Annotated in this window: 17 protein-coding genes, 1 rRNA gene and 1 riboswitch; of the genes, 7 read left to right on the top strand and 11 right to left on the bottom strand. The window is 71.3% G+C overall.

Annotation, left to right across the window (positions count from 1 at the left end):
• The gene (locus HGK34_RS15965; RefSeq protein ID WP_201849227.1) at positions 1–1,311 is read right to left on the bottom strand and encodes an ABC transporter substrate-binding protein; all 1,311 of its coding nucleotides are present in this window, start codon (positions 1,309–1,311) and stop codon (positions 1–3) included.
• Positions 1,312–1,618: 307 nt separating this feature from the next.
• Between HGK34_RS15965 and HGK34_RS15960 the strand changes: the two genes are divergently transcribed.
• Complete coding sequence (locus HGK34_RS15960) at positions 1,619–2,623, top strand: LacI family DNA-binding transcriptional regulator (RefSeq protein WP_307816011.1); 1,005 nt, start codon at positions 1,619–1,621, stop codon at positions 2,621–2,623.
• Positions 2,624–2,652: 29 nt separating this feature from the next.
• Here the strand turns inward: HGK34_RS15960 and HGK34_RS15955 are convergent, their stop codons facing one another.
• The 3 genes from HGK34_RS15955 to HGK34_RS15945 form a co-directional block, all read right to left on the bottom strand.
• Positions 2,653–2,841: a hypothetical protein gene (locus HGK34_RS15955; RefSeq protein WP_201849225.1), complete on the bottom strand. Its 189-nt coding sequence runs from the start codon at positions 2,839–2,841 to the stop codon at positions 2,653–2,655.
• A gap of 105 nt (positions 2,842–2,946) precedes the next feature.
• Positions 2,947–5,247: a glycoside hydrolase family 3 C-terminal domain-containing protein gene (locus tag HGK34_RS15950; protein WP_201849223.1), complete on the bottom strand. Its 2,301-nt coding sequence runs from the start codon at positions 5,245–5,247 to the stop codon at positions 2,947–2,949.
• Between the two features lie 41 nt (positions 5,248–5,288).
• Positions 5,289–5,831: a GNAT family N-acetyltransferase gene (locus HGK34_RS15945; protein WP_201849221.1), complete on the bottom strand. Its 543-nt coding sequence runs from the start codon at positions 5,829–5,831 to the stop codon at positions 5,289–5,291.
• Between the two features lie 120 nt (positions 5,832–5,951).
• Here HGK34_RS15945 and HGK34_RS15940 point away from each other — a divergent pair, with 120 nt between their 5' ends.
• On the top strand, positions 5,952–8,831 hold the full coding sequence (locus HGK34_RS15940) for an immune inhibitor A domain-containing protein (protein WP_307816010.1): 2,880 nt from the start codon (positions 5,952–5,954) through the stop codon (positions 8,829–8,831).
• A 142-nt stretch (positions 8,832–8,973) separates the two neighbouring features.
• On the opposite strand, the gene HGK34_RS15935 is transcribed toward HGK34_RS15940, so the two are convergent.
• The gene (locus HGK34_RS15935) at positions 8,974–9,732 is read right to left on the bottom strand and encodes a copper homeostasis protein CutC (protein WP_201849217.1); all 759 of its coding nucleotides are present in this window, start codon (positions 9,730–9,732) and stop codon (positions 8,974–8,976) included.
• A 65-nt stretch (positions 9,733–9,797) separates the two neighbouring features.
• On the opposite strand from HGK34_RS15935, the gene HGK34_RS15930 reads away from it, so the two are divergent.
• Positions 9,798–10,955 carry a PrsW family intramembrane metalloprotease gene (locus tag HGK34_RS15930; RefSeq protein ID WP_201849215.1) on the top strand — a complete coding sequence of 386 codons (1,158 nt, stop codon included), beginning with the start codon at positions 9,798–9,800 and terminating at the stop codon, positions 10,953–10,955.
• Between the two features lie 67 nt (positions 10,956–11,022).
• Here the strand turns inward: HGK34_RS15930 and pgi are convergent, their stop codons facing one another.
• The 4 genes from pgi to HGK34_RS15910 all read right to left on the bottom strand — a co-directional run bounded on the left by pgi (position 11,023) and on the right by HGK34_RS15910 (position 16,379).
• Positions 11,023–12,744 (bottom strand): glucose-6-phosphate isomerase, encoded by a 1,722-nt coding sequence (pgi, locus tag HGK34_RS15925; protein ID WP_201849212.1) that lies wholly within the window; start codon positions 12,742–12,744, stop codon positions 11,023–11,025.
• A 67-nt stretch (positions 12,745–12,811) separates the two neighbouring features.
• Positions 12,812–13,627: an ABC transporter ATP-binding protein gene (locus tag HGK34_RS15920; RefSeq protein WP_201849210.1), complete on the bottom strand. Its 816-nt coding sequence runs from the start codon at positions 13,625–13,627 to the stop codon at positions 12,812–12,814.
• On the bottom strand, positions 13,627–15,312 hold the full coding sequence (locus HGK34_RS15915) for an ABC transporter permease (protein WP_307816012.1): 1,686 nt from the start codon (positions 15,310–15,312) through the stop codon (positions 13,627–13,629). Before HGK34_RS15915 ends, HGK34_RS15920 begins: the two co-directional genes overlap by 1 nt.
• Positions 15,313–15,365: 53 nt before the next feature.
• Complete coding sequence (locus HGK34_RS15910; RefSeq protein WP_201849208.1) at positions 15,366–16,379, bottom strand: thiamine ABC transporter substrate-binding protein; 1,014 nt, start codon at positions 16,377–16,379, stop codon at positions 15,366–15,368.
• Positions 16,378–16,495: riboswitch (TPP riboswitch) on the bottom strand. Its footprint overlaps the gene before it by 2 nt.
• Positions 16,496–16,544: 49 nt before the next feature.
• Between HGK34_RS15910 and HGK34_RS15905 the strand changes: the two genes are divergently transcribed.
• The 3 genes from HGK34_RS15905 (at position 16,545) to HGK34_RS15895 (ending at position 17,760) form a co-directional block, all read left to right on the top strand.
• A complete protein-coding gene (locus tag HGK34_RS15905) occupies positions 16,545–16,832 on the top strand; it encodes a DUF4235 domain-containing protein (RefSeq protein WP_201849206.1) in 288 nt (95 codons plus the stop codon).
• A gap of 194 nt (positions 16,833–17,026) precedes the next feature.
• Entirely contained in the window at positions 17,027–17,521 is a 495-nt protein-coding gene (gene moaC / locus HGK34_RS15900; protein ID WP_201849204.1) for a cyclic pyranopterin monophosphate synthase MoaC, read from the top strand.
• The gene (locus HGK34_RS15895; RefSeq protein ID WP_201849202.1) at positions 17,518–17,760 is read left to right on the top strand and encodes a MoaD/ThiS family protein; all 243 of its coding nucleotides are present in this window, start codon (positions 17,518–17,520) and stop codon (positions 17,758–17,760) included. Before moaC ends, HGK34_RS15895 begins: the two co-directional genes overlap by 4 nt.
• Before the next feature lie 59 nt (positions 17,761–17,819).
• Here HGK34_RS15895 and HGK34_RS15890 read toward each other — a convergent pair whose 3' ends face one another.
• Positions 17,820–18,335 (bottom strand): MogA/MoaB family molybdenum cofactor biosynthesis protein, encoded by a 516-nt coding sequence (locus HGK34_RS15890; protein WP_201849195.1) that lies wholly within the window; start codon positions 18,333–18,335, stop codon positions 17,820–17,822.
• A gap of 98 nt (positions 18,336–18,433) precedes the next feature.
• Between HGK34_RS15890 and HGK34_RS15885 the strand changes: the two genes are divergently transcribed.
• The gene (locus HGK34_RS15885) at positions 18,434–18,892 is read left to right on the top strand and encodes an RrF2 family transcriptional regulator (protein ID WP_201849193.1); all 459 of its coding nucleotides are present in this window, start codon (positions 18,434–18,436) and stop codon (positions 18,890–18,892) included.
• Between the two features lie 217 nt (positions 18,893–19,109).
• Here the strand turns inward: HGK34_RS15885 and rrf are convergent.
• Positions 19,110–19,227 (bottom strand): 5S ribosomal RNA (gene rrf / locus HGK34_RS15880).

Below are 19,227 nucleotides of genomic sequence, written 5' to 3'. Positions count from 1 at the left end.
TCACTCCGACTCGGCTGCCGACTGGATCGCGTCGACGATGTCCTGCGGGCCGGCCTGGCCCGCGAACATGAGGGCGATCGCGTCGTTCATGGCGCCACCCACCGACTTGCCCAGACGCGTGTCCAGGTACAGCTGGGTGTTGCCGCCACCGTCACGGACGGGGATCAGCTGCGACAGCGCCTCGTCGGCCACGGAGTCGGTCGCCGCCGGGTTGGTGGGCAGGCCCATGTTCCGCTCCGCGAAGCCCTGCTGAGCCTCGTCGGAGAGGAGGAACTTGGCGAAGTCGACCGCGGCGTCGGGCGCCCCGGCGGAGACGGACCAGGCGTCGCCGCCACCCATCTGGTCGGCCGGGTCGCCGCCCTGGCCGTCGAAGGTCGGGAAGGCGAACCAGCCGAAGAAGTCCGGCACCTGCTCGTCCTCGGTCAGGCCGCCGGCCACGCCCGGCTCCCAGTGTCCGGCGAGCTCCATGGCCACCTTCTCGGTCGCCAGGAGACCGGAGGCCGACGTCGGCCCGTCCTGGGCGCCCGTGGACAGGAAGCCCTTGTTGAACGGCTTCTTCGCGATGATGTCCTCGACGTCCTCACCGGCCTTGATGAAGCACGGGTCCGAGTAGTCCTTGCTCTCGATCGCGCTCTCGACCGTGTCGAACGAGCACTCCCGGACCACCGCGTAGTACCAGTAGTGCGCGGCGGGCCAGGCGTCCTTCGCCCCCACGGAGAGCGGCGTGATCCCGGCCTTGTCGAGCTTGTCCACGTAGCCGTAGAACTCCTCGATGGTGGGGCTCGGGCTGACCTCGTCGATCCCGGCCTGCGCGAAGAGGTCTTTGTTGTACCAGAAGCCGACGATGCCCATCGAGTAGGGCAGCGCGTAGACCTTGTCGTCGACGGTGTACTGCCCGGTGAAGCCGGAGATCGTCGCGATCTCGTCCGCGGCGTCGTCGGTGAGGTCCCGGACCACGCCCGTCTCGACCTCGGTCTTGAGCTCGCCACCGCCGCGGCTCATGTACACGTCCGGGATCTGCTCGTCGTCCCCGGACTGGAACGCCGCCTGCAGCTTGGTGAGCATGTCCTCGTGCTGCATGGCGCTCACCTCGACCTTGACGCCGGTCTCGGCCTCGAAGTCGGCGGCGAGCTGGTCGTAGTACTCCTTGCCCTCGCCGGTGTTCGAGTTGTGCCACCAGGTGATGGTGTCGGCGTCGGCGGTGTCGGCGTTGCCACCGCTGCTGCCACCCTGACCGGCGCAGGCGGCCGCGAGAAGCGCGACAACCGAGCCGAGCGCGATCGCGGCCGCGCTTCGCTTCGTCCTCGTCATGGTTCGAAACCCCTTGGTCTTCTTCGACGGAGTCGACAGGAAGGATCTGTCAGCGACGAGAGTGACAGGTGACACGACCGTTCGTCAAACGTTGTCGATATCGATTTCGAAACAACAGAACCTCGGCGCGAAGCATGCCTCCAGTCAAGGTAGTGTCTCCTTCGTGCAGAGCGGTACGAATTTTCCTGGTCGGGCCGGGGCGGACAGCGGCGACGAAGCGCGGACAGCGATGCCGGCGTCCGGAGACACGCCGTCGGCGGACCGGCCGTCGGAGGGCTCCGAAGGTGGCTCCCTCCGGCCCGGCCGCGTGACGATCACCGACGTCGCGCGGGCCGCCGGCGTGTCCGTCGCCACGGTGTCCAAGGTGGTCAACGGGCGCTACGGCGTCGCCCAGACGACGGCGAGCCGCGTCCTGGAGGTGGTCGACCAGCTCGGGTACGAGTCCTCCTTGGTCGCCCGCAGCCTCCGGCGCCGCCGCACCAACGTGATCGGCGTGCTGGTCGCCGAGTTCGAACCGTTCAGCACCGAGCTCCTGAAGGCGATCTCCAAGGCCGTCGAGGGCACCGGCTACGAGCTGCTCGCCTACTCCGGCGGCGGCGACACGTCCGACCGTGTGGGCTGGGAACGCCGGTCCCTGTCGCGGCTGGGCGGCACGCTGATCGACGGCGCCGTGATCGTCACACCGACGGTCCAGGTCCCCACCGACGAGGGCATCCCGGTGGTCGCCATCGACCCGCACACGGGACCGACAGGCCCGGCCACCGTGGACTCCGACAGCCTCGCCGGGGCACGCATGGCGACCGAACACCTCATCGGCCTCGGCCACACCCGCATCGGTCACCTCGGCGGTCGCCGTGACCTCGAGTCGGCGCGGCTCCGCGAGCTGGGCTACCGCCAGGCCATGAGCGACGCCGGGCTCACCGTGGACCCGAGCCTGGTCCTCACGGGCGGGTACCGTCCGGACCTGTCCGACCGGCCCGCGCACGAGCTGCTCGACCGGCCTGACCGGCCCACTGCCGTCTTCGCCGCGAACGACGTGTCAGCGCTCCACGTCGTCGAGGTCGCCGGGGAACTGGGACTCCGGGTCCCGGAGGACCTCTCGGTGGTCGGGTACGACGACATCCCGGAGGCCGCGGCCGCCCAGCCCCCGCTGACGACCGTCGCCCAGCCGTTGCGCGAGATGGGCGCCGAGGCGCTGCGCATGGTCATCTCCCTGATCGAGAGCGAGGGACCGCGTACCGGCCGGGGGCACCACACCCGCCTGCCCACGCGCCTCGTGGAGCGCGCGAGCACGGCGCCGCCGGCATCCTGAGACCCGGGTGCCGCCGCAGCCACCAGAGGTCACCACCCGAACGGCACCAGCTCGCCGATCGCGGGTGTTCCGCGCGGGGCATCGAGGGGAACATCCTGGAAGTCCGCGTCCGAGGGGTTCACCAGGATCATCGCCGCGATCCCGGCGAGCAGCACGAGGACGACGCGGAGGAGCATCGTCCGCGACCGCGGGCGTACTCGGTACTCATGGCGCAGCACGATCAGCCTCCTGAGGCAGCGCACGCGACGGCAGCGCACCTCCACGCGGCCTCTGGGGCACGGCGCTGTGCTGCGGGAACCGTAGCAAGGCAGGCCGCCGGCCCGTCAAGACGCACCGTGCCGCCGGCGCGCCATCGATCCCAGCACCTTCGCCGCGGTACGCCTGAGCCGGCCCGCCGAACCGTCCGACAGCGCGATGAGCTCGTCGAGCTGCTCCTCGCTCACGCCGGAGTCGGGGACGAACGGCATCCGCCCCACCGGTATGGCGAGCGCCATCTCGCGCACGTCCTCCGACATGCCCGTGAGCGCGCCTGCCACCAGCGGGCCCACGGTCGGGTCGGCGATTGCCTCGCGCAGCGTCGATCCGGCGGTGATCGGGCGCACGGCGTCGTCCCCGGTGATCTCCGCCTCGCCGGTGAGGCGGATGTCGCGGCTCGACGCCCCCACCTCGACACGCCATGTGCCACCTTCGGTGGTCCAGGCGTCTTCCCGGACGCTCCAGTGCGCCAGGTCGGCGGCCGGCACGGTCAGCTCCACGCGCCGCGACTCGCCGGGCTCGAGCTCGACGACACCGAACGCGGCGAGCACCCGCGGCGGCCGAGCCACGGCCGACTCGTCCCGTCCCAGATAGCACTGCACCACCTCTCGGCCCGGCACGTCTCCCGTGTTCGTCACGGTGAGCGTCACCCGCAGCTCGTCGTGGTGCGTCGCCGTGGTGAGGCCGTCGTAGCCGAAGGTCGTGTACGACAGGCCGTGCCCGAACGGGAACGCGACGTCGAGGTCGCGGGCGTCGTACCAGCGGTGTCCGACGAACACGCCCTCGGCGTAGCGCACGTGCAGGCCCTCACCCGGGAAGTCCAGGTAGGCCGGGGTGTCGGCGAGGCGGTGCGGGATCGTCTCGGACAGCCGCCCGGACGGGTTGACGCGGCCGGTGAGCACGTCGGCGACGGCCGACCCGCCGGCCTGGCCCAGCAGCCAGCCCTCGACGAGTGCGGGGACGCGGTCCGCGAACGGGAGCCGCACCACGGAGCCGTTGGACAGTACAACGACCATGCGCGGGTTCACGTCGAGCACGGACTCGAGCAGGTCGACCTGGACCGGTGGCAGGTCGATGTGGGTGCGGTCCCGGCCCTCCGCCTCGGCGTCGTCGGGCAGACCCGCGAAGAAGAGGACGACGTCGGCGTCGCTCGCCTCCGCGACGGCCTCCGCCGCGAGCGCCGTGTCGTCGCCCGCGTCGGGTCCGAGGGCGTACCCGGGGGCGAACGCGACGTCCGGGAAGTCCGCGGTGAGGGCGGTGAGGGCGTCGTCCAGCCGGGTGGGGACCACCTGGGAGGATCCGGCGCCCTGGTACCGGGGTGTGCGCGCGAGTTCGCCGACGACGGCGACCCGGGCGTTGCTCGCGAGGGGAAGCAGGGGTGCGGCGGTGTCGGCGTCCGTGTCACCGACCGGCTCGTTCCGCAGGAGCACGATCGCGTGGGCGGCGGCCTCCCGGGCCAGGTCGTGGTGGTCGACCAGGTCGGTGGCGTCGGAGGGGGTGGTCGTGTCCCGGATCTTCCTGCTCAGGGCGACGACGCGGCCGGCGGCGCGGTCGAGGTCGTCCTCGGCCAGTTCGCCGGACCTGATCGCCTCGACGATCTGGCCTACCCGTGCCTCGCCCGGGGCGGGCATCTCGAGGTCGAGTCCGGCCCGCAGGGCCGCGACGCGGTCGTGCACGGCGACCCAGTCGGACATGACGAGCCCGTCGAAACCCCACTCGTCCCGCAGCACTCCGGTGAGCAGGCGCGCGTCCTCGCCGACGTAGGTGCCGTTGACGCGGTTGTAGGAGCTCATCACCGTCCACGGGCGGGCCTCGGTGACCACGTGCTGGAACGGCCTGAGGTGGACTTCGCGCAGGGTGCGCTCGTCGATGTCGGCGGAGACGCGTAGCCGCTCGGTCTCCTGGTCGTTCGCGACGAAGTGCTTGACGCAGGCGCCGACGCCGGCGGACTGGATGCCGCGCACCAGGGCGGCTCCGATCCTGCCGCCGAGCAGCGGATCCTCCGACACGTACTCGAAGTTGCGGCCGCACAGCGGTGAGCGCTTGACGTTCACCCCGGGGCCGAGCACCACGCCGACGTCTCTCTCGCGCGCCTCGGCGCCGATCGCGGCACCGACGCGTTCGGCCAGGGCGGTGTCGAAGGTCGCGCCGAGCGCCACCGCGGGCGGGAAGCAGGTGGCGGGTTCGGCACCGGCGACCGCACCGTTGGCCGGGTCGAGGCGCCGCACACCGTGCGGCCCGTCCGCGAGGTAGGCGGCCGGGACGTCCGGCAGCTCGGTGGTGGTCCAGTACGACGCCCCACCGACGAGCCTGGCCTTCTGCTCGATGGTGAGGCGTCCGACGACGTCGGCGGGCGTGACGGAAGTCATGTCCGCATCATCGCATCCGAGGCGGACGGCGTGGCGCGAGGTCAGAGGGTGCGTGCCATCTCCAGCTCGGGGCCCATGGCACCGGTGAAGGAGTTTCCGGTGGCGGCGAAGCCGAGGCGGCGGTACACGGCCTGCGCACGCGGGTTGTCCCGGTGCACGTAGAGCCTGGCGCGGTCCAGTGCGCGCTCCCGCGCCCAGCCGAGGGCCGCGTCGAACAGCCGGTCGATCAGTCCGCCTCCGCGATGCGCCGCGTGGACGAAGACGCCGACGACGTGCGCGCCGTCCTGCTCGACCACGGCGTCCTCGAAGTCCGTGGACCCCTGGCGCTCGACCAGCGTGACGGCCGTGCCCACCCAGGTGCCGTCGTCGGACACCGCGACGAACTGCCGGGCTCCGGCCTCGGGGCCCGCGTCGAGGGACGACGTACGGGCGCGCTCGATCCAGAACTCGTCGGGGTGGGCGGACTCGGTCTCGTACGTGGCAAGGAATGCGAACGGCGCCAGTTCGTCCTGCAGGGCGAGGAGCCGCAGGTCGCGGATCTCCCGCCATTCGGTGGAACGGACGGGGCGGATCTCGTACGACATACGGAAATCCTTGCATGCCACCCAGGGGATGAAATTCTCCGTATGCCCTTCACAGGTAGGTCACATTCTGGTTCGGTGGCTCTCATGGCATTTGACACCAAACGCGTCGCGCGGTGCACGGTGGCTACCCTCCCCGTCCTTGCCCTGACCGTCGCCGGCCTGGCGACCACGCAGGGTGCCGCGACGGCACAGCCAGCCCCAGCACCCGAGATCGGCGCTTCCGAGCACTACATCAACTATGCCGAGGCGGCAGTCCAGCCGGACGTCGGCACCGACATCGAGATCACCCAGGACGGCCGCACCGTCGAGCACGTGCCCGACGGCACGACAGGAACAACCGTGGACGCCGAGGTCCAGGCCGCGTCCGAGGAGCTCGAGGCGAAGTACGCCGGCGGGAACCCGGCGACGGCCGAGCAGCTCGCCCTGGCGGAGACCCAGGCCGTGGAACAGGGCACCAGCCCGGCGGCCGTCCGCGAGCGCCGTGCCGCGAAGGCGGCGGCCGGCGGCAGTGACGCGGTCACGAGCAACCGTGGGCACGGCAGGCATCCGCGGTACAAGCACGCGAAGACCACGCAGGAGGCCAAGCTCCTGACGATCCTGGTCGAGTTCGCGGACGACGTCGACGACGACTTCACCGACTCGATGGTCCCCACGTACTGGGGCTCCTCCGAGTGCATGCCCGGCAACGTCCAGAACGGCCCCACGCACAACAACCTTCCGGACCCGGGCGCGATGGAGCTCGAGGACAACAACTCCATGTGGGTTCCGGACTTCTCGTCGGACCACTACAACCAGATGCTCTTCACCGACGAGGGCATCACGGACCGCGTCCGTACGGACCTCACGGGGCCTGACGGCGAGGCCGGCTTCGACATCTCCGGCTACACGATGAAGAACATGTACGAGGAGATGTCGCACGGCGCCTACACCGTCACCGGCTCGGCGACTCCCTGGGTCACGGTGCCGCACTCGGAGGCCTACTACGGGGCCACCCGCTGCTTCCTCAACGACGAGGGCGTGTGGGAGGCCGGTGCCTACCAGGGCATGCAGGGCCACCCCGACAACCCGCTGGGTGCCGGGCAGCTCCCGATCGACGCCGTCGAGGCCCTCGCCGCGGCCGACCCCGACTTCCCGTGGGCGGACTACGACGTCGAGGACCAGTCCGACCGTGACGGCGACGGCAACCTCTACGAGCCGGACGGCGTGATCGACCACGTCGTGCTGGTGCACGCCGGTGCCGACAAGTCCGGTGGTGGCGGCGACGAGGGCACGTACGCCATCTGGGCGCACTCCTCCGCCGTGGCCGGCGGTGCGGACATCCCGGGCACGGACCTGAAGCTGTCGAACTACATCGTGCAGCCGGAGGACTCCGGCGTGGGCGTGTTCGCCCACGAGTACGGCCACGACCTGGGTCTGCCGGACCTGTACGACACCTCCGGCGCAGGTGACTCCGACGTCGACTTCTGGGACCTGATGAGCTCCGGCTCGCACTCGGGCCCGATCTTCCAGTCGATGCCGACGCACATGAGCCTGTGGGACAAGTACGTGCTGGGCTGGGCGGACCCGCTGGAGATCGAGCCGGGCGACGACGTGCAGACGATCCGCGTGGGGCAGAACTCGCGCCCGCTGGTCGGCACCGAGGACGGCATCAAGATCAACCTGCCGGACAAGGAGCTGTTCCTCACCGAGCCGCACTCGGGTGCCAACTCCTGGTACACCGGGGCCGACCAGGACTGGGCGGACGTGCGGCTCTCCCGGAGCCTCGACGTCCCGGCCGGCACCGAGGCCACGTTCTCGATGTGGAACGACTACATCATCGAGGAGGACTGGGACTACGGCTTCGTCGAGGTCTCCACGGACGGTGGCACCACCTGGAACGAGGTCAAGGTCTACGACTCCGAGGGCGCGGAGGTCACCACGGGCGACGCGTACGGCGACCCGAACGGCCGGCTGGGTGACTTCGGCGGCAAGCAGTACGCGCTGACCGGGTCGAGCGGCGGCTGGGCCCAGCACTTCGTCGACCTGTCGGCGTACGCCGGCTCGACCGTCGACCTGCGTCTGCGGTACGCGACCGACGCCGCGTTCCTGGAGCGCGGCTGGTTCGCCGACGACTTCGCGCTCGTGGTCGACGGCGACACCGTCTGGTCCGACGACACCGAGTCGGGCGACAACGGCTGGACGAACGAGGTCTCCACCTGGGTGGACACGACGGGCCAGGGCTGGCACACCGACAGCGGTTCCTCGACGCAGGCGCAGTACTACCTGGTCGAGTGGCGCAACGCGGACGGGTTCGACGAGGGCCTGGAGCACGCCTACGACTCCACCTATGCGGCCCCGCTGAGCGAGGCGTGGAAGGTCGAGAAGTTCTCGTACAACGTGCCCGGCATGCTGGTCTGGTACCGGGACACCACGTACGGCGACACCAACCACATCACGTCGAACCTGGGTGCCCTGCCGAGCCTCGGCGCCAAGGGCGGCCTGCTCATCGTGGACAGCCACTTCGACCCGCTGCGTCGTGACGCCTCGGCGGCGCCGGACACCTCGGTGCTGAAGAACCTGCCCTCGCGTCCGCAGTCGTCGAACGCGGCGTTCGGCCTGCGCTCCACGTACCCGTTCTCGGAGTGCATCGTGTCCGACGACGATCTGACGCAGGAGTACTGCACCGACTTCGGGCCGCTGGCCCCGGTGTCGACGTTCACCGACGACAGGGGCTGGTACCCGGGCATCGAGTCGAACGACGAGGGCCTGTTCTACCGGGACAACGACGCGTCGGTCACCGTGCCGTCGCTCGGGAACGCCCCGTACTCGTTCCGGATCGTCGGCCCGGACGGCGACCTGCTGCCCGACTGGTTCGGCGCGGACTTCGGGTTCCCCGCTCCGGCGGGTACCGGTGACCCCGTGGACGACGGCGTCGGCTACGGCACGAACGTCGAGGTGCGCAGGTCGCAGTTCGGCAACCGGGTCGGCCTGATCACGGTCACGCCGCCGAGCGTGTCCTGACCGGTTGCCCCTGGCGGGGCAGCTCACCGGCCGGCCGGTGAGCTGCCCCGGCGGGCCACACCATCGAGGCAGCACCTCCGCACGAGCGGGGGTGCTGCCTCGATGTCGTTCGCCGGGCAGGTCCGGTGCGTACGTCCGTCCGCTACCGCAGCTGGAGTTCCCGGACCGCTCGCGCGACGACGCTCGCGACGTCCGGGTCCGTGACCTCGTAGCCGCCGGTGCCGGCACCCGGCCCGCCGGCGTCGGCCACGAGGCGCTTCGCGCTCAGGTGGATCGCGTCGACGCCCGCGGCCGCCAGGGCCGGGACGTCCTCGAGCCGGACGCCGCCGCCCGCCATGATCTCCACCCCCAGGTCGGCGGACCGTTCGACGAGCCTGGCCAGGTTCTCCAGCCCGTCGCCCGCCCGGGCGGCGCCACCGGAGGTCAGCACGCGCGTGACGCCGAGATCGGCGAGCACGTCGAGCGCGGCGAGCTGGTCGGGGACGGCGTCGAACGCGCGGTGGAACGTCACCTCGGCGTCACCGGCCGCGGCCACGAGGCTGCGGACCGTGTCCTGGTCCACCGCCCCGTCGGGCGTCAGGGCGCCGACCACGACGCCGTCGGCGCCCGCGTCGACCGACAGGACGGTCTCGCGGAGCACGAGCGCACGTTCCTCCTCGGACCAGGTGAACCCGCCCGGACGCGGCCGGACGAGGACGTGCACCTCCAGGATCGGTGCGCCCGCACTCTCGGGCACGACCGCGGCGGCATCGATCGCCGCCTCGATCAGGGCGGCGCTGGGCGTGATTCCGCCCGTGGCCCCGAGCGCGGAGCACAGCTCCACGCGCCGGGCGCCGACGTCGGACGCGATCCGCGCGCCTGCGGGGTCCTGGACGGCCAGCTCAAGGGCGACGTTGTGCACGGAGGCCAGGCTACCGCCGCGCCGGGGTCGCCCCGGGCACGCCACCTTCACTAGGCTCTGCGTTCATGACCGTCGACCCGAGTGCGATCCTTCGGGGCCGCCCGCCAGGCCGGGCGCCTGCGGGGGTCATCGTGGCCATCGCGTTCTCCTCCGTGTGCCTCATGCTCGTCCTCGCGTTCGACGCGGTCAACGGCGGGGCCTCGTTCGTCGTCGGACTGATCCTCGCGCTGCTCCCGCTGGGCATCTGGCTTCCGCTGATCCTCGCGCTGGACCGGATGGAGCCCGAGCCCAAGAACGCCCTGATCCTGGCGTTCCTCTGGGGTGCCGGGGTGGCCGCGCTGGTGTCGATGGTGCTGAACACCCTCAACTTCGTGGTCATCACGGACCTGCTCGTCAGCACCGACGACGGCTGGTACTGGACCGCGGTGATCGGCGCACCGATCGTCGAGGAGGTGCTCAAGGCCTTCGTGCTGTTCGGCATGCTCTGGTTCCGCCGCCACGAGATCAACGGGCTCACCGACGGCATCATCTACGCCTCGATGGTGGGCCTGGGCTTCGCCGCCACCGAGAACATCACCTACTTCATCGAGGCCGCGGACGTGGACCAGCTCGGCTTCGTGTTCCTCATGCGGGCGGTCATCGCACCGCTCCTGCACCCGCTGTGCACGGCCATGACGGGGATCGGCGTCGCGGTCGCCGCGATGAGCCGGCCCGGGATGCTCCGGTTCACGGCCCCGCTGATCGGCCTGGCGGGGGCGATCGCGCTGCACAGCCTGTGGAACGCGGCGTCCTCGCGCGGGGTCGCGGGTCTGGCGTCCGCCTATCTGATCGGCCTGGTCGTGATGATCATCCTGGTCATCGTGGTGCGCCGGGAGCGGCACCGGCTCGTCGGCCTCATCCTGCACTATCTCCCCAAGTACATCCCGACGGGCGTCGTGGCCATGGTGGACGTGCAGATGCTCAGCTCCCTGAAGGCCCGCAAGGCCGCACGCGAATGGGCGGGTTCCCGCGGGGGCCGGCCGGCAGAAGTGGCGATGCGCGAGTACCAGCAGGCCGCGACCGAGCTCGCGATCCTGCACGAGCGGGCCGAGCACGCGGCGGCGGAGCCCGCCGAGCTGGAGAACCAGCGTCAGGCGCTGCTCTGGGTCATGCAGCGCGCCCGGGCCACGTTCCTCCCGTCCGCGGGCACGGCCAACCTCCCCTGGGCCGCCAACACGGTCTGACGCCGCCGGCCCGACACGCCGCGTTGCCCCGGGAATCCGGCGACGGCGGTCGGGCCGTGCGGTGGTTTCAGGCGCGCAGGGCGTGATACCTGGAGATGAGGGCGGCCGTCGAGGCGTCCTGGGCACCGAGCGACGCCTCGTCGCCCGCGATCGCCGGAGCGATCTCCAGGGCGAGCTTCTTGCCGAGCTCCACGCCCCACTGGTCGAACGAGTCGATGCCCCAGACCACGCCCTGCACGAACGTGATGTGCTCGTAGAGCGCCACGAGCTGCCCCAGCACCGAGGGCGTGAGGGCGGGCGCGAGGATCGACGTCGTCGGACGGTTGCCGCTGAACACCCGTGCGGGCACGATCTCCTCGGCCGTGCCCTCGGCCCGGACCTCCTCGGCCGTCTTGCCGAAGGCCAGGGCCTTCGTCTGCGCGAAGAAGTTGGCCAGGAACAGCCCGTGCACGTCGGCGTCGGCCGGGACCGCCTTGCCGTCACCCACCGGGTCGGTCAGACCGTACGCCGGGTTGGCGACGGCGATGAAGTCCGCCGGGATCAGCCGTGTTCCCTGATGGATCAGCTGGTAGAAGGCGTGCTGCCCGTTGGTGCCGGGCTCTCCCCAGAAGATCTCGCCGGTGTCGGCAGTGACGGGTGAGCCGTCCCAGCGCACCGACTTCCCGTTCGACTCCATGGTGAGCTGCTGCAGGTAGGCGGGGAAGCGGTGCAACTGCTGGGCGTACGGCAGGACGGCGTGCGTGTGCGCGCCACGGAAGTTCGTGTACCAGACGTTCAGCAGGCCCATCAGCACCGGCACGTTCCGTGCCAGAGGCGTGGTCGCGAAGTGCTCGTCCATCGCGGCGAAGCCCGCGAGCAGCTCGGCGAACCGCTCGGGGCCGATCGCGATCGCCAGCGACGTCCCGATCGCCGAGTCCACCGAGTACCGGCCACCCACCCAGTCCCAGAACCCGAAGGCGTTCTCGGGGTCGATGCCGAACGCCGCCACCTTGTCCAACGCCGTGGAGACCGCCACGAAGTGCTTCGCGACGGCGTCGGCCCGGCCCTCGTCACTGTCCTCGATCGCTCCCGCGGCCACCAGCGACCGCCAGAGCCAGTCACGGGCCAGGCGCGCGTTCGTGAGCGTCTCCAGCGTGCCGAACGTCTTGGACGCGACGATGAACAGCGTCGTGGCAGGGTCGAGGTCGGCGGTCTTCTGCGCGATGTCCGTCGGGTCGATGTTCGACACGAACCGGCATTCCAGCCCCTCGGCGACGTACGGCTCCAGCGCCTCGTACGCCATGACGGGCCCGAGGTCGGAGCCGCCGATGCCGATGTTCACGATCGTGCGGACCTTCTCGCCCGTGACGCCCGTCCACTCACCCGACCGCACCTTCGCGGCGAAGGTGTAGACCTTCGCCAGTTCGGTCCGCACGTCCGAGTCGACGTCCTGACCGTCCACGTGCAGCGCCGGAACGGCACCGGCAGGCCTGCGCAGAGCCGTGTGCAGGACCGCGCGGTCCTCGGTGACGTTGATGTGCTCGCCGGCGAGCATCGCGTCCCGGCGCTCGGCGACGCCCGTCTGCTCGGCCAGCGCGAGGAGCGCCGCGAGGACATCGTCGGTCAGCAGGTTCTTGGACAGGTCCACGTGCAGGTCTGCGGCCTGGAAGGAGAACCGCTCGGCCCGCCCGGGGTCGGTGGCGAACCAGCCTCGCAGATCCGGTTGGAGTCCGTCGGAGAGGCGGGAGAGGTCCGCCCAGGCGGACGTGGTCGTGGCGTCGACAGGCTGCTTGGCAAGCTCGGTGCGCATGGCTCAAACCTAACCGTCCGACGGCGGTCCCGTCGGAGCCGTTCCGCGGAGCGCGGCCCGCGGCCGGTCAGGACAGCCCGAGGAACTCCGCGACGTCGCGTGACGCCGGCTTCTCCCGCAGCTCGTCGGGCGTGGCGACCTGGAGCAGCCGCCCGTCGGACATGACACCGACCCGGTCCGCCACCGCGAACGCCTCCTCGTGGTCGTGGGTGACGAACAGCGCCGTCGTCCCCGTCTCCTTCAGGACCCGGCGCACGTCGGCGGCCAGCCGCTCCCGCAACCGGCGGTCCAGCGCGGAGAGCGGCTCGTCCAGGAGCAGCAGCCGGGGGCTCGGCGCCAGGGCTCGCGCGAGCGCCACCCGCTGCCGCTCTCCCCCGGAAAGCGTCGCCACGCGACGCCGTTCGTAGCCCGTCAACCCCACCAGGTCCAGCAGGCCGGCGACACGCCTCGCACGCTCCGGTGCGGGAACGTGCTGCGCCTCCAGTCCGTAGGCAACGTTGCGCCCGGCATCGCGGTGCGGGAAGAGCTGCCCGTCCTGGAACAGCAGGCCGAACTGGCGCCGGTGCACCGGAACCCCGGCGAGGTCGGCGTCGTCCCACCTGACGGTGCCGCCCGCGAGCGGCTCCAGGCCCGCGACGGCACGCAGCAGGGACGACTTGCCGCACCCGCTGGGCCCGAGGAGCGCGACGATCTCGCCCTCGTCCACCTCCAGCCACACGTGGTCGACGGCCGTCGTCCCGGCTCGCGCCGGTCGCCACAGCCCGTCGCGCGGCCTCGTGTAGCGGACGACGGCGTCACGTACGGCCAGCCCCGCGCCGTGGCGGGCGACGCCCGTATCGGTGACCGTCACCGTCGATCCCGCGCCCGAGTTGAGCGACACCATCAGAACTCTCCTCCACCATGATCGCCCCGCAGTCGCTCCGCGAGCATCATCACGACCGCCGTGAGGGCCGCCAGCACCACTGAGGCCGCGAGTGCCATCCCGTAGTTCTCGGCGCCCGGCCGGCCGATGAGCCGGAAGATCACCACCGGGAGCGTGGCGCTCTGGGGACGCACGAGAAACGACGTCGCACCGAACTCCCCCAGCGACACGGCGAACGCGAAGCCGACGGCCAGTCCGAGGGACCGTGCGGCGAGGGGCAGGTCGACGGTGCGCAGGACGGCGCCGGGGCCGGCGCCGAGGGTACCGGCGACCTCGCGCAGGCGCGGGTCGATCGCACGCAGCACGGGCAGCACGGTGCGGGTGACGAGCGGGACGGCGACGACGGCCTGGGCGATCGGCACGAGCGCGGGCGACGTGCGCAGGTCGTACTCGATGCCGAGCGGCTGGTCGAGGGTGACGAGGAAGCCGAAACCCACGGTGACGGCCGACACCCCGAGCGGTAGCATGAACAGCCCGTCCAGCAGGGACACCGCACGCCGGGCTCCGGTCCGGCGCGGCCGCCGGGACGCGACGAGCGCCACGAGGCCGCCCACGACCAGCGCGATCGCGCAGGCCCAGGCGGCAGTACGCAGGGAGTTGCCGAGGGCTTCCCAGACGGTGACGGTCAGTGCGCCGCGTTCCCCGGTGGTGCCGAGGGCGGTGTAGTTGGCGAGCCCGATCCTGCCGTCGGGACCCTGGAAGGAACGCAGCAGGAGGCCGCCGAGCGGCAGCAGGATGAGCCCGCCGACGACGGCGGCCGTGGCCGCCACGGCGGCGGCGTCGCCGCGGGTGCGGCCGAGGGCCTGGGCGGACGCCTTGTCGCTGACCAGGTGCAGGGCAGCCTCGCGGCGGCCTCGCGTCCGTGCGGAGATGGTGAGGGCGGCGGCCACCACGACGAGCTGCAGGATCGACAGCACGGCCGCGGACCGCAGGTCGAGGAACTGGGTGGTGCGCACCCAGATCTCGGTCTCGACGGTGCCGTACCGGGCGCCGCCGAGCACCATGACGACTCCGAACGCGGTCGCGCAGAAGAGGAACACGACCGAGGCGGCCGAGACGAGCGCGGGGGCGAGCGACGGGAGCGTGACCGTCCACCACACGCGCCGCGGCGAGGCGCCGAGGGCGGCGGCCGCCTGTTCGGCACGAGGGTCGAGGCGTTCCCAGAGCCCGCCCACCGTCCGCACCACGACCGACAGGTTGAAGAAGACGAGCGCGACGACGATTCCGCCCAGGGTCTCCTCCAGGCCGAGGAACCCCAGGACGCCGTCGGGCACGAACAGGCTGCGGAAGGCGACGCCGACGACGACGGTGGGGAGCACGAACGGCACGGTCACGAGCCCGCGCAGCAGGCTGCGGCCGGGGAAGGCGCGACGGTACAGGAGGAATGCGACGGGTAGCCCGGCGAGGAGGGCGAACGTGGTGCCGAGGACGGACTGGGCGAGTGTCAGTCCGATGAGTCGCCATGTGCGCGGGCGGCCGAGGACGTCGGCGAAGCCCGTCAGGTCGACCGTGCCGTCGGAGACGAAACCCCGCATGACGAGCGCGACCACGGGCCAGGCGAAGAACAGGGCGAGGAAGCTCAGCGGTATCAGCGCGGCCAGCGCCCAGCCGGCCCAGGCGGCGTGCGTGGCGGAGACGCCGCGCACGCCGCGTCGGCCGAACCCCGGCAGGCGGGGTCCGAGCCCGTGCGGACCGGGTGTCACCCCAGGACGATCGCGGTCCACGCCTCGATCCACTCGTCACGGTGCGCCGCGATGTCGTCGGGGTCCACCTCGTACGGGTCGTCGGCGAGCGGCGCGAACTCGACCCACTCCGCGGGCAAGGTCGCGTCCTCGTCGGCGGGGTACATGTACATGGATCCGGGCAGGTCCTCCTGGACCGCGTCCGACTGCAGGAACCGGACCAGCTCCCAGGCCCCGTCCGGGTTGGCGGCGCCGTTCAGCACCCCGGCGTACTCCTCCTGGCGGAAGCAGGTGTCGAGCAGGGCGGTGGTGGTGGAGTCGCCGTCGTCGTTCACCGTGTAGGCGGGGGACGTCGAGTAGGACAGCACCAGGGGGCGGTCGCCCTCCCCGTCGGCGCCGGAGAAGTCGACGTAGTAGGCGTCCTCCCAGGAGTCGACGATCTTGACGTCGTTGTCGCGTAGCGCCGTCCAGTAGTCGCCGAAGCCGTTGTCGCCGAACGCGTCGATCGTGGCCAGCAGGAACGCCAGGCCCGGGGACGACGTGGCCGGGTTCGTCACGACGAGCAGGCCCTGGTACTCGGGCGCGGCCAGGTCGTCGAGAGTCTCGGGAACGGCCAGGTTCTGCTCGGCGAACCAGTCCTTGTCCGCGTTGATGCAGACGTCACCCCGGTCGATCTGCGCGAGGTCTCCGGCGATCACGTCCTCGTCCGTGACGCGTGACGCGAAGGTGTTGTCGATACCGAACACGGCGTCGCCGAGTGGCGCGTCCTTGGTCAGCACGAGCTGATTGGCGAGCGTCCCGGCGTCACCCGCGGCGTTCACCTCGACCTTCAGCCCGCTCTCCTTCTCGAACTCCTCGAGAATGCCGTCGCTCAGCGCGAACGAGTCGTGCGTCACGAGCGTGACGGTGTCCGAGGCGGGTGACGTGCCGGTGTCGGGTTCGGTGTCGGGCTGCCCCGTGCAGCCCGCGAGCAGCAGCACGGTGGCTGCGGCAGTTGCCGCGGTCGCGGCGGTACGGCGGAACATGGTCATGAAGGTCCTTTCGACTTCCTCCACCGGTGCTAACCGGATCAGGTTCGAGGGTCTGCGGCGGACCGCACTCTCAGCGCCCGCGTCTGTCGATGGCGGGGGCTCCCCTGTCGTTGTTCTCGGCAGCCTACCGCTGCTGTCCCACGGCGTTGCCGCTACGGTGGTTCCGTGGCCGAGAATGAGACGGAACCGACACTTGCCCTGAAGATCGGCACCATCGTCCTCACGTTCGCCGCCGGATGGGCGGCACAGAAGGCGCTGGCGCTGATCTGGAAGCAGGTCACCGGTAAGGACGCACCCACCAAACCCGATGACCCGGACCTCGACCTGGTCCAGGCGACCGTGTTCGCTGCCGCCGCCGCGGGGACGGCCGTGTTGGCCAAGCGTGTTGCGGCCCGGGGCGCGCAGCGGGCGGCAGCCCGCATCGCGGCACGCTCGGCGCGGCACACGGCCTGACCGGCGGGCTCGGAGACAGAGCTCAAGGGCCGGGGCAGCCTCACGACGACACGGTCCCGGCCCTTGAGGTGATCCGGCTCCTCCCGCGCGAGTGCACGGGCCCACGAACGCCCGGTCCGGGTGGGGCGCGAACCGGTGGGGCGTGAACCTGGGACGACGCCGAACCAGGGCGCACGATCTCTTACGCTGGGCCAGTGACCTTCACGCATCTCGACGACCGCGGTCAGGCTCGCATGGTCGACGTCACCGCCAAGCAGCCCACCGTCCGTTCGGCCACGGCGACCGGCCATGTCGCATGCGGCGCCGGCGTGGTCGCGGCGCTGCGCTCCGGGGACGTACCCAAGGGCGACGTGCTCGCGGTCGCCCGCATCGCGGGCATCGCCGGTGCCAAACGCACCGCCGAGCTCCTTCCCCTCGCACACGTGATCGGCGTGCACGGCGCGGCCGTGGACCTTCAGGTCACCGACGACGGCGTGGACATCACCGCCACCGTCCGCACCGCGGACCGCACAGGGGTGGAGATGGAGGCGCTGACGGCGGTGTCCGTCGCAGGCCTGGCCGTGGTCGACATGGTCAAGGGTCTGGACAAGTCCGTGTCGCTCGCGGACGTCCGCCTGGTCGCGAAGACCGGCGGCAAGTCGGGCGACTGGGTGCGGACCGAGTCCGAGCCGGGGAGCGAGCCGTCGTGATCCAGGTGCGCTACTTCGCGGCGGCGCGAGAGGCGTCCGGAACTCCCGCCGAAGAGGTGTCGGGGCCGACGACCACGGGAGCTCTACGTGCCGCGCTGTCCGCGCGACACGGGCCGGACCTGGGCGACGTGCTGCCGAAATGCGCGCTCCTGGTGGCCGGCGCGCGGGCGGCCACGGACGAGACTCCCGTTCCCGACGGGGCGACCGTGGACGTCCTGCCACCGTTCGCAGGGGGCTGACCGCTGGCCGGCGAGAGTGCTCGCCGGCCGGCGGAGGGCGATGGCGATGCTTCGGCCCGCTACTGTCCTGGCCGCACGTGGTCGCCGCCGTCGAGCTGGTCGCGGATGTGGGGCCAGAGCGGTAGGACGACAGCGGCGCCGTCGCGCACCCCACCGGTCGATCCGGGCAGGTTGACGACGAGCGCGCGACGGGCGCCGTCGGGCATCCGGGCGACCCCCACGAGACCGCGCGAGATGACCGCGGTGGCGATGCCCGCACTCGCTCCGCGTGCCCGGATCGCCTCGGCCACTCCAGGCAGCTCCGCCTCGAGCAGTTCACGAGTTCCTTCAGGCGTCAGATCGCGTGGGGTCACCCCGGTACCTCCGGTGGTGAGGACCAGGCGAGCGTCCAGGGCGAGGCCTCGCCGGATGGCGTCGCGGACGGACTCCACGCCGTCGGGCACGGTCAGTGCCACGACGTCGTCGATGCCCTCTTCCGCGAGAAGCTCGGTCAGGAGCGGGCCGGACCGGTCCTCGGCATCCCCCCGGGCGCATCGATCCGACACTGTGATGACGGCAGCACGATCGGCTTGCATGAGGCACACCCTAGTCGCGGCGTGCGCCGTCACGGGCACCTCGCCGGCCGCATCGCGCTGACGTGCATTGTCCGGCTATTCCGGTGAACAATGCGGGCATGAGGATCTCCGCCCGCGCCGACTATGCCGTGCGAGCCGCTGCCGAGCTCGCAGCAGCCGACCAGGACACTCCCGTTCGTGCCGAGGCCCTCGCCACCGCGCAGAACATCCCGTATCGGTTCCTGGAGGGGATTCTCAGCGACCTGCGCCGGGACGGCCTGGTGACCAGTCAGCGTGGCGCAGGAGGCGGCTACCGGCTCGCGAGGGACGCGGCTCAGGTGACGATCGCCGACGTCATCCGTGCCGTGGACGGACCGCTCGTCTTCGTGCGGGGCAAGCGCCCGTCCGACCTCGAGTACCAGGGCCCGGCGGCACCGCTGCTACAGGTCTGGGTGGCCCTGCGCGCCAACGTCCGCACGGTGCTGGAACAGGTCACGCTCGCGGCGCTCGTCGGAGACGGACTGCCGGCAGAGGTCCGGGACCTCGTCAAGGCCGACGATGCGTGGGAGAACGCCTGAAAGGGCTTCGCGGTGCACGATGGTTCACGGTCCACCCAGAGGGCCGGGTGCGGTTGTTCGTGAGGCGTGGTGTGTGGGGGCCGATCGTGGGGGCCGAGGTGCCCGATCGCCGCGGTGCCCGATCGCGGGTGGTCACGGTGGTGGTGGCGGCCGGGGAACACTCCCCGGGAAAGCGAAGACCCCCCGAGCAGTTGCTCGGGGGGTCTTCTGAAAGGGAGTCCGGCGGCGTCCTACTCTCCCACCCCCTGTCGAGGGCAGTACCATCGGCGCTGTAGGGCTGAGCTTCCGGGTTCGGAATGGAGACCGGGCGTTTCCCCTACGCTATGACCGCCGTA

Origin of the sequence: Myceligenerans indicum, from assembly GCF_016742955.1 — a bacterium.
GTDB classification, from domain to species: Bacteria; Actinomycetota; Actinomycetes; order Actinomycetales; family Cellulomonadaceae; genus Myceligenerans; species Myceligenerans indicum.
Note: the sequence above shows the minus strand (reverse complement) of the source record. Positions and strands in the feature narration are given on the sequence as shown.

Excerpts from the sequence above, each read along its gene's own strand:
- HGK34_RS15885 (WP_201849193.1), top strand. The coding sequence starts at position 18,434 with ATGAGGATCTCCGCCCGCGCCGACTATGCCGTGCGAGCCGCTGCCGAG.
- HGK34_RS15930 (WP_201849215.1), top strand. The coding sequence starts at position 9,798 with ATGACCGTCGACCCGAGTGCGATCCTTCGGGGCCGCCCGCCAGGCCGG.
- HGK34_RS15950 (WP_201849223.1), bottom strand. The coding sequence starts at position 5,247 with ATGACTTCCGTCACGCCCGCCGACGTCGTCGGACGCCTCACCATCGAG.
- pgi (WP_201849212.1), bottom strand. The coding sequence starts at position 12,744 with ATGCGCACCGAGCTTGCCAAGCAGCCTGTCGACGCCACGACCACGTCC.
- HGK34_RS15910 (WP_201849208.1), bottom strand. The coding sequence starts at position 16,379 with ATGACCATGTTCCGCCGTACCGCCGCGACCGCGGCAACTGCCGCAGCC.
- HGK34_RS15920 (WP_201849210.1), bottom strand. The coding sequence starts at position 13,627 with ATGGTGTCGCTCAACTCGGGCGCGGGATCGACGGTGACGGTCACCGAT.
- HGK34_RS15965 (WP_201849227.1), bottom strand. The coding sequence starts at position 1,311 with ATGACGAGGACGAAGCGAAGCGCGGCCGCGATCGCGCTCGGCTCGGTT.
- HGK34_RS15945 (WP_201849221.1), bottom strand. The coding sequence starts at position 5,831 with ATGTCGTACGAGATCCGCCCCGTCCGTTCCACCGAATGGCGGGAGATC.
- HGK34_RS15890 (WP_201849195.1), bottom strand. The coding sequence starts at position 18,335 with ATGCAAGCCGATCGTGCTGCCGTCATCACAGTGTCGGATCGATGCGCC.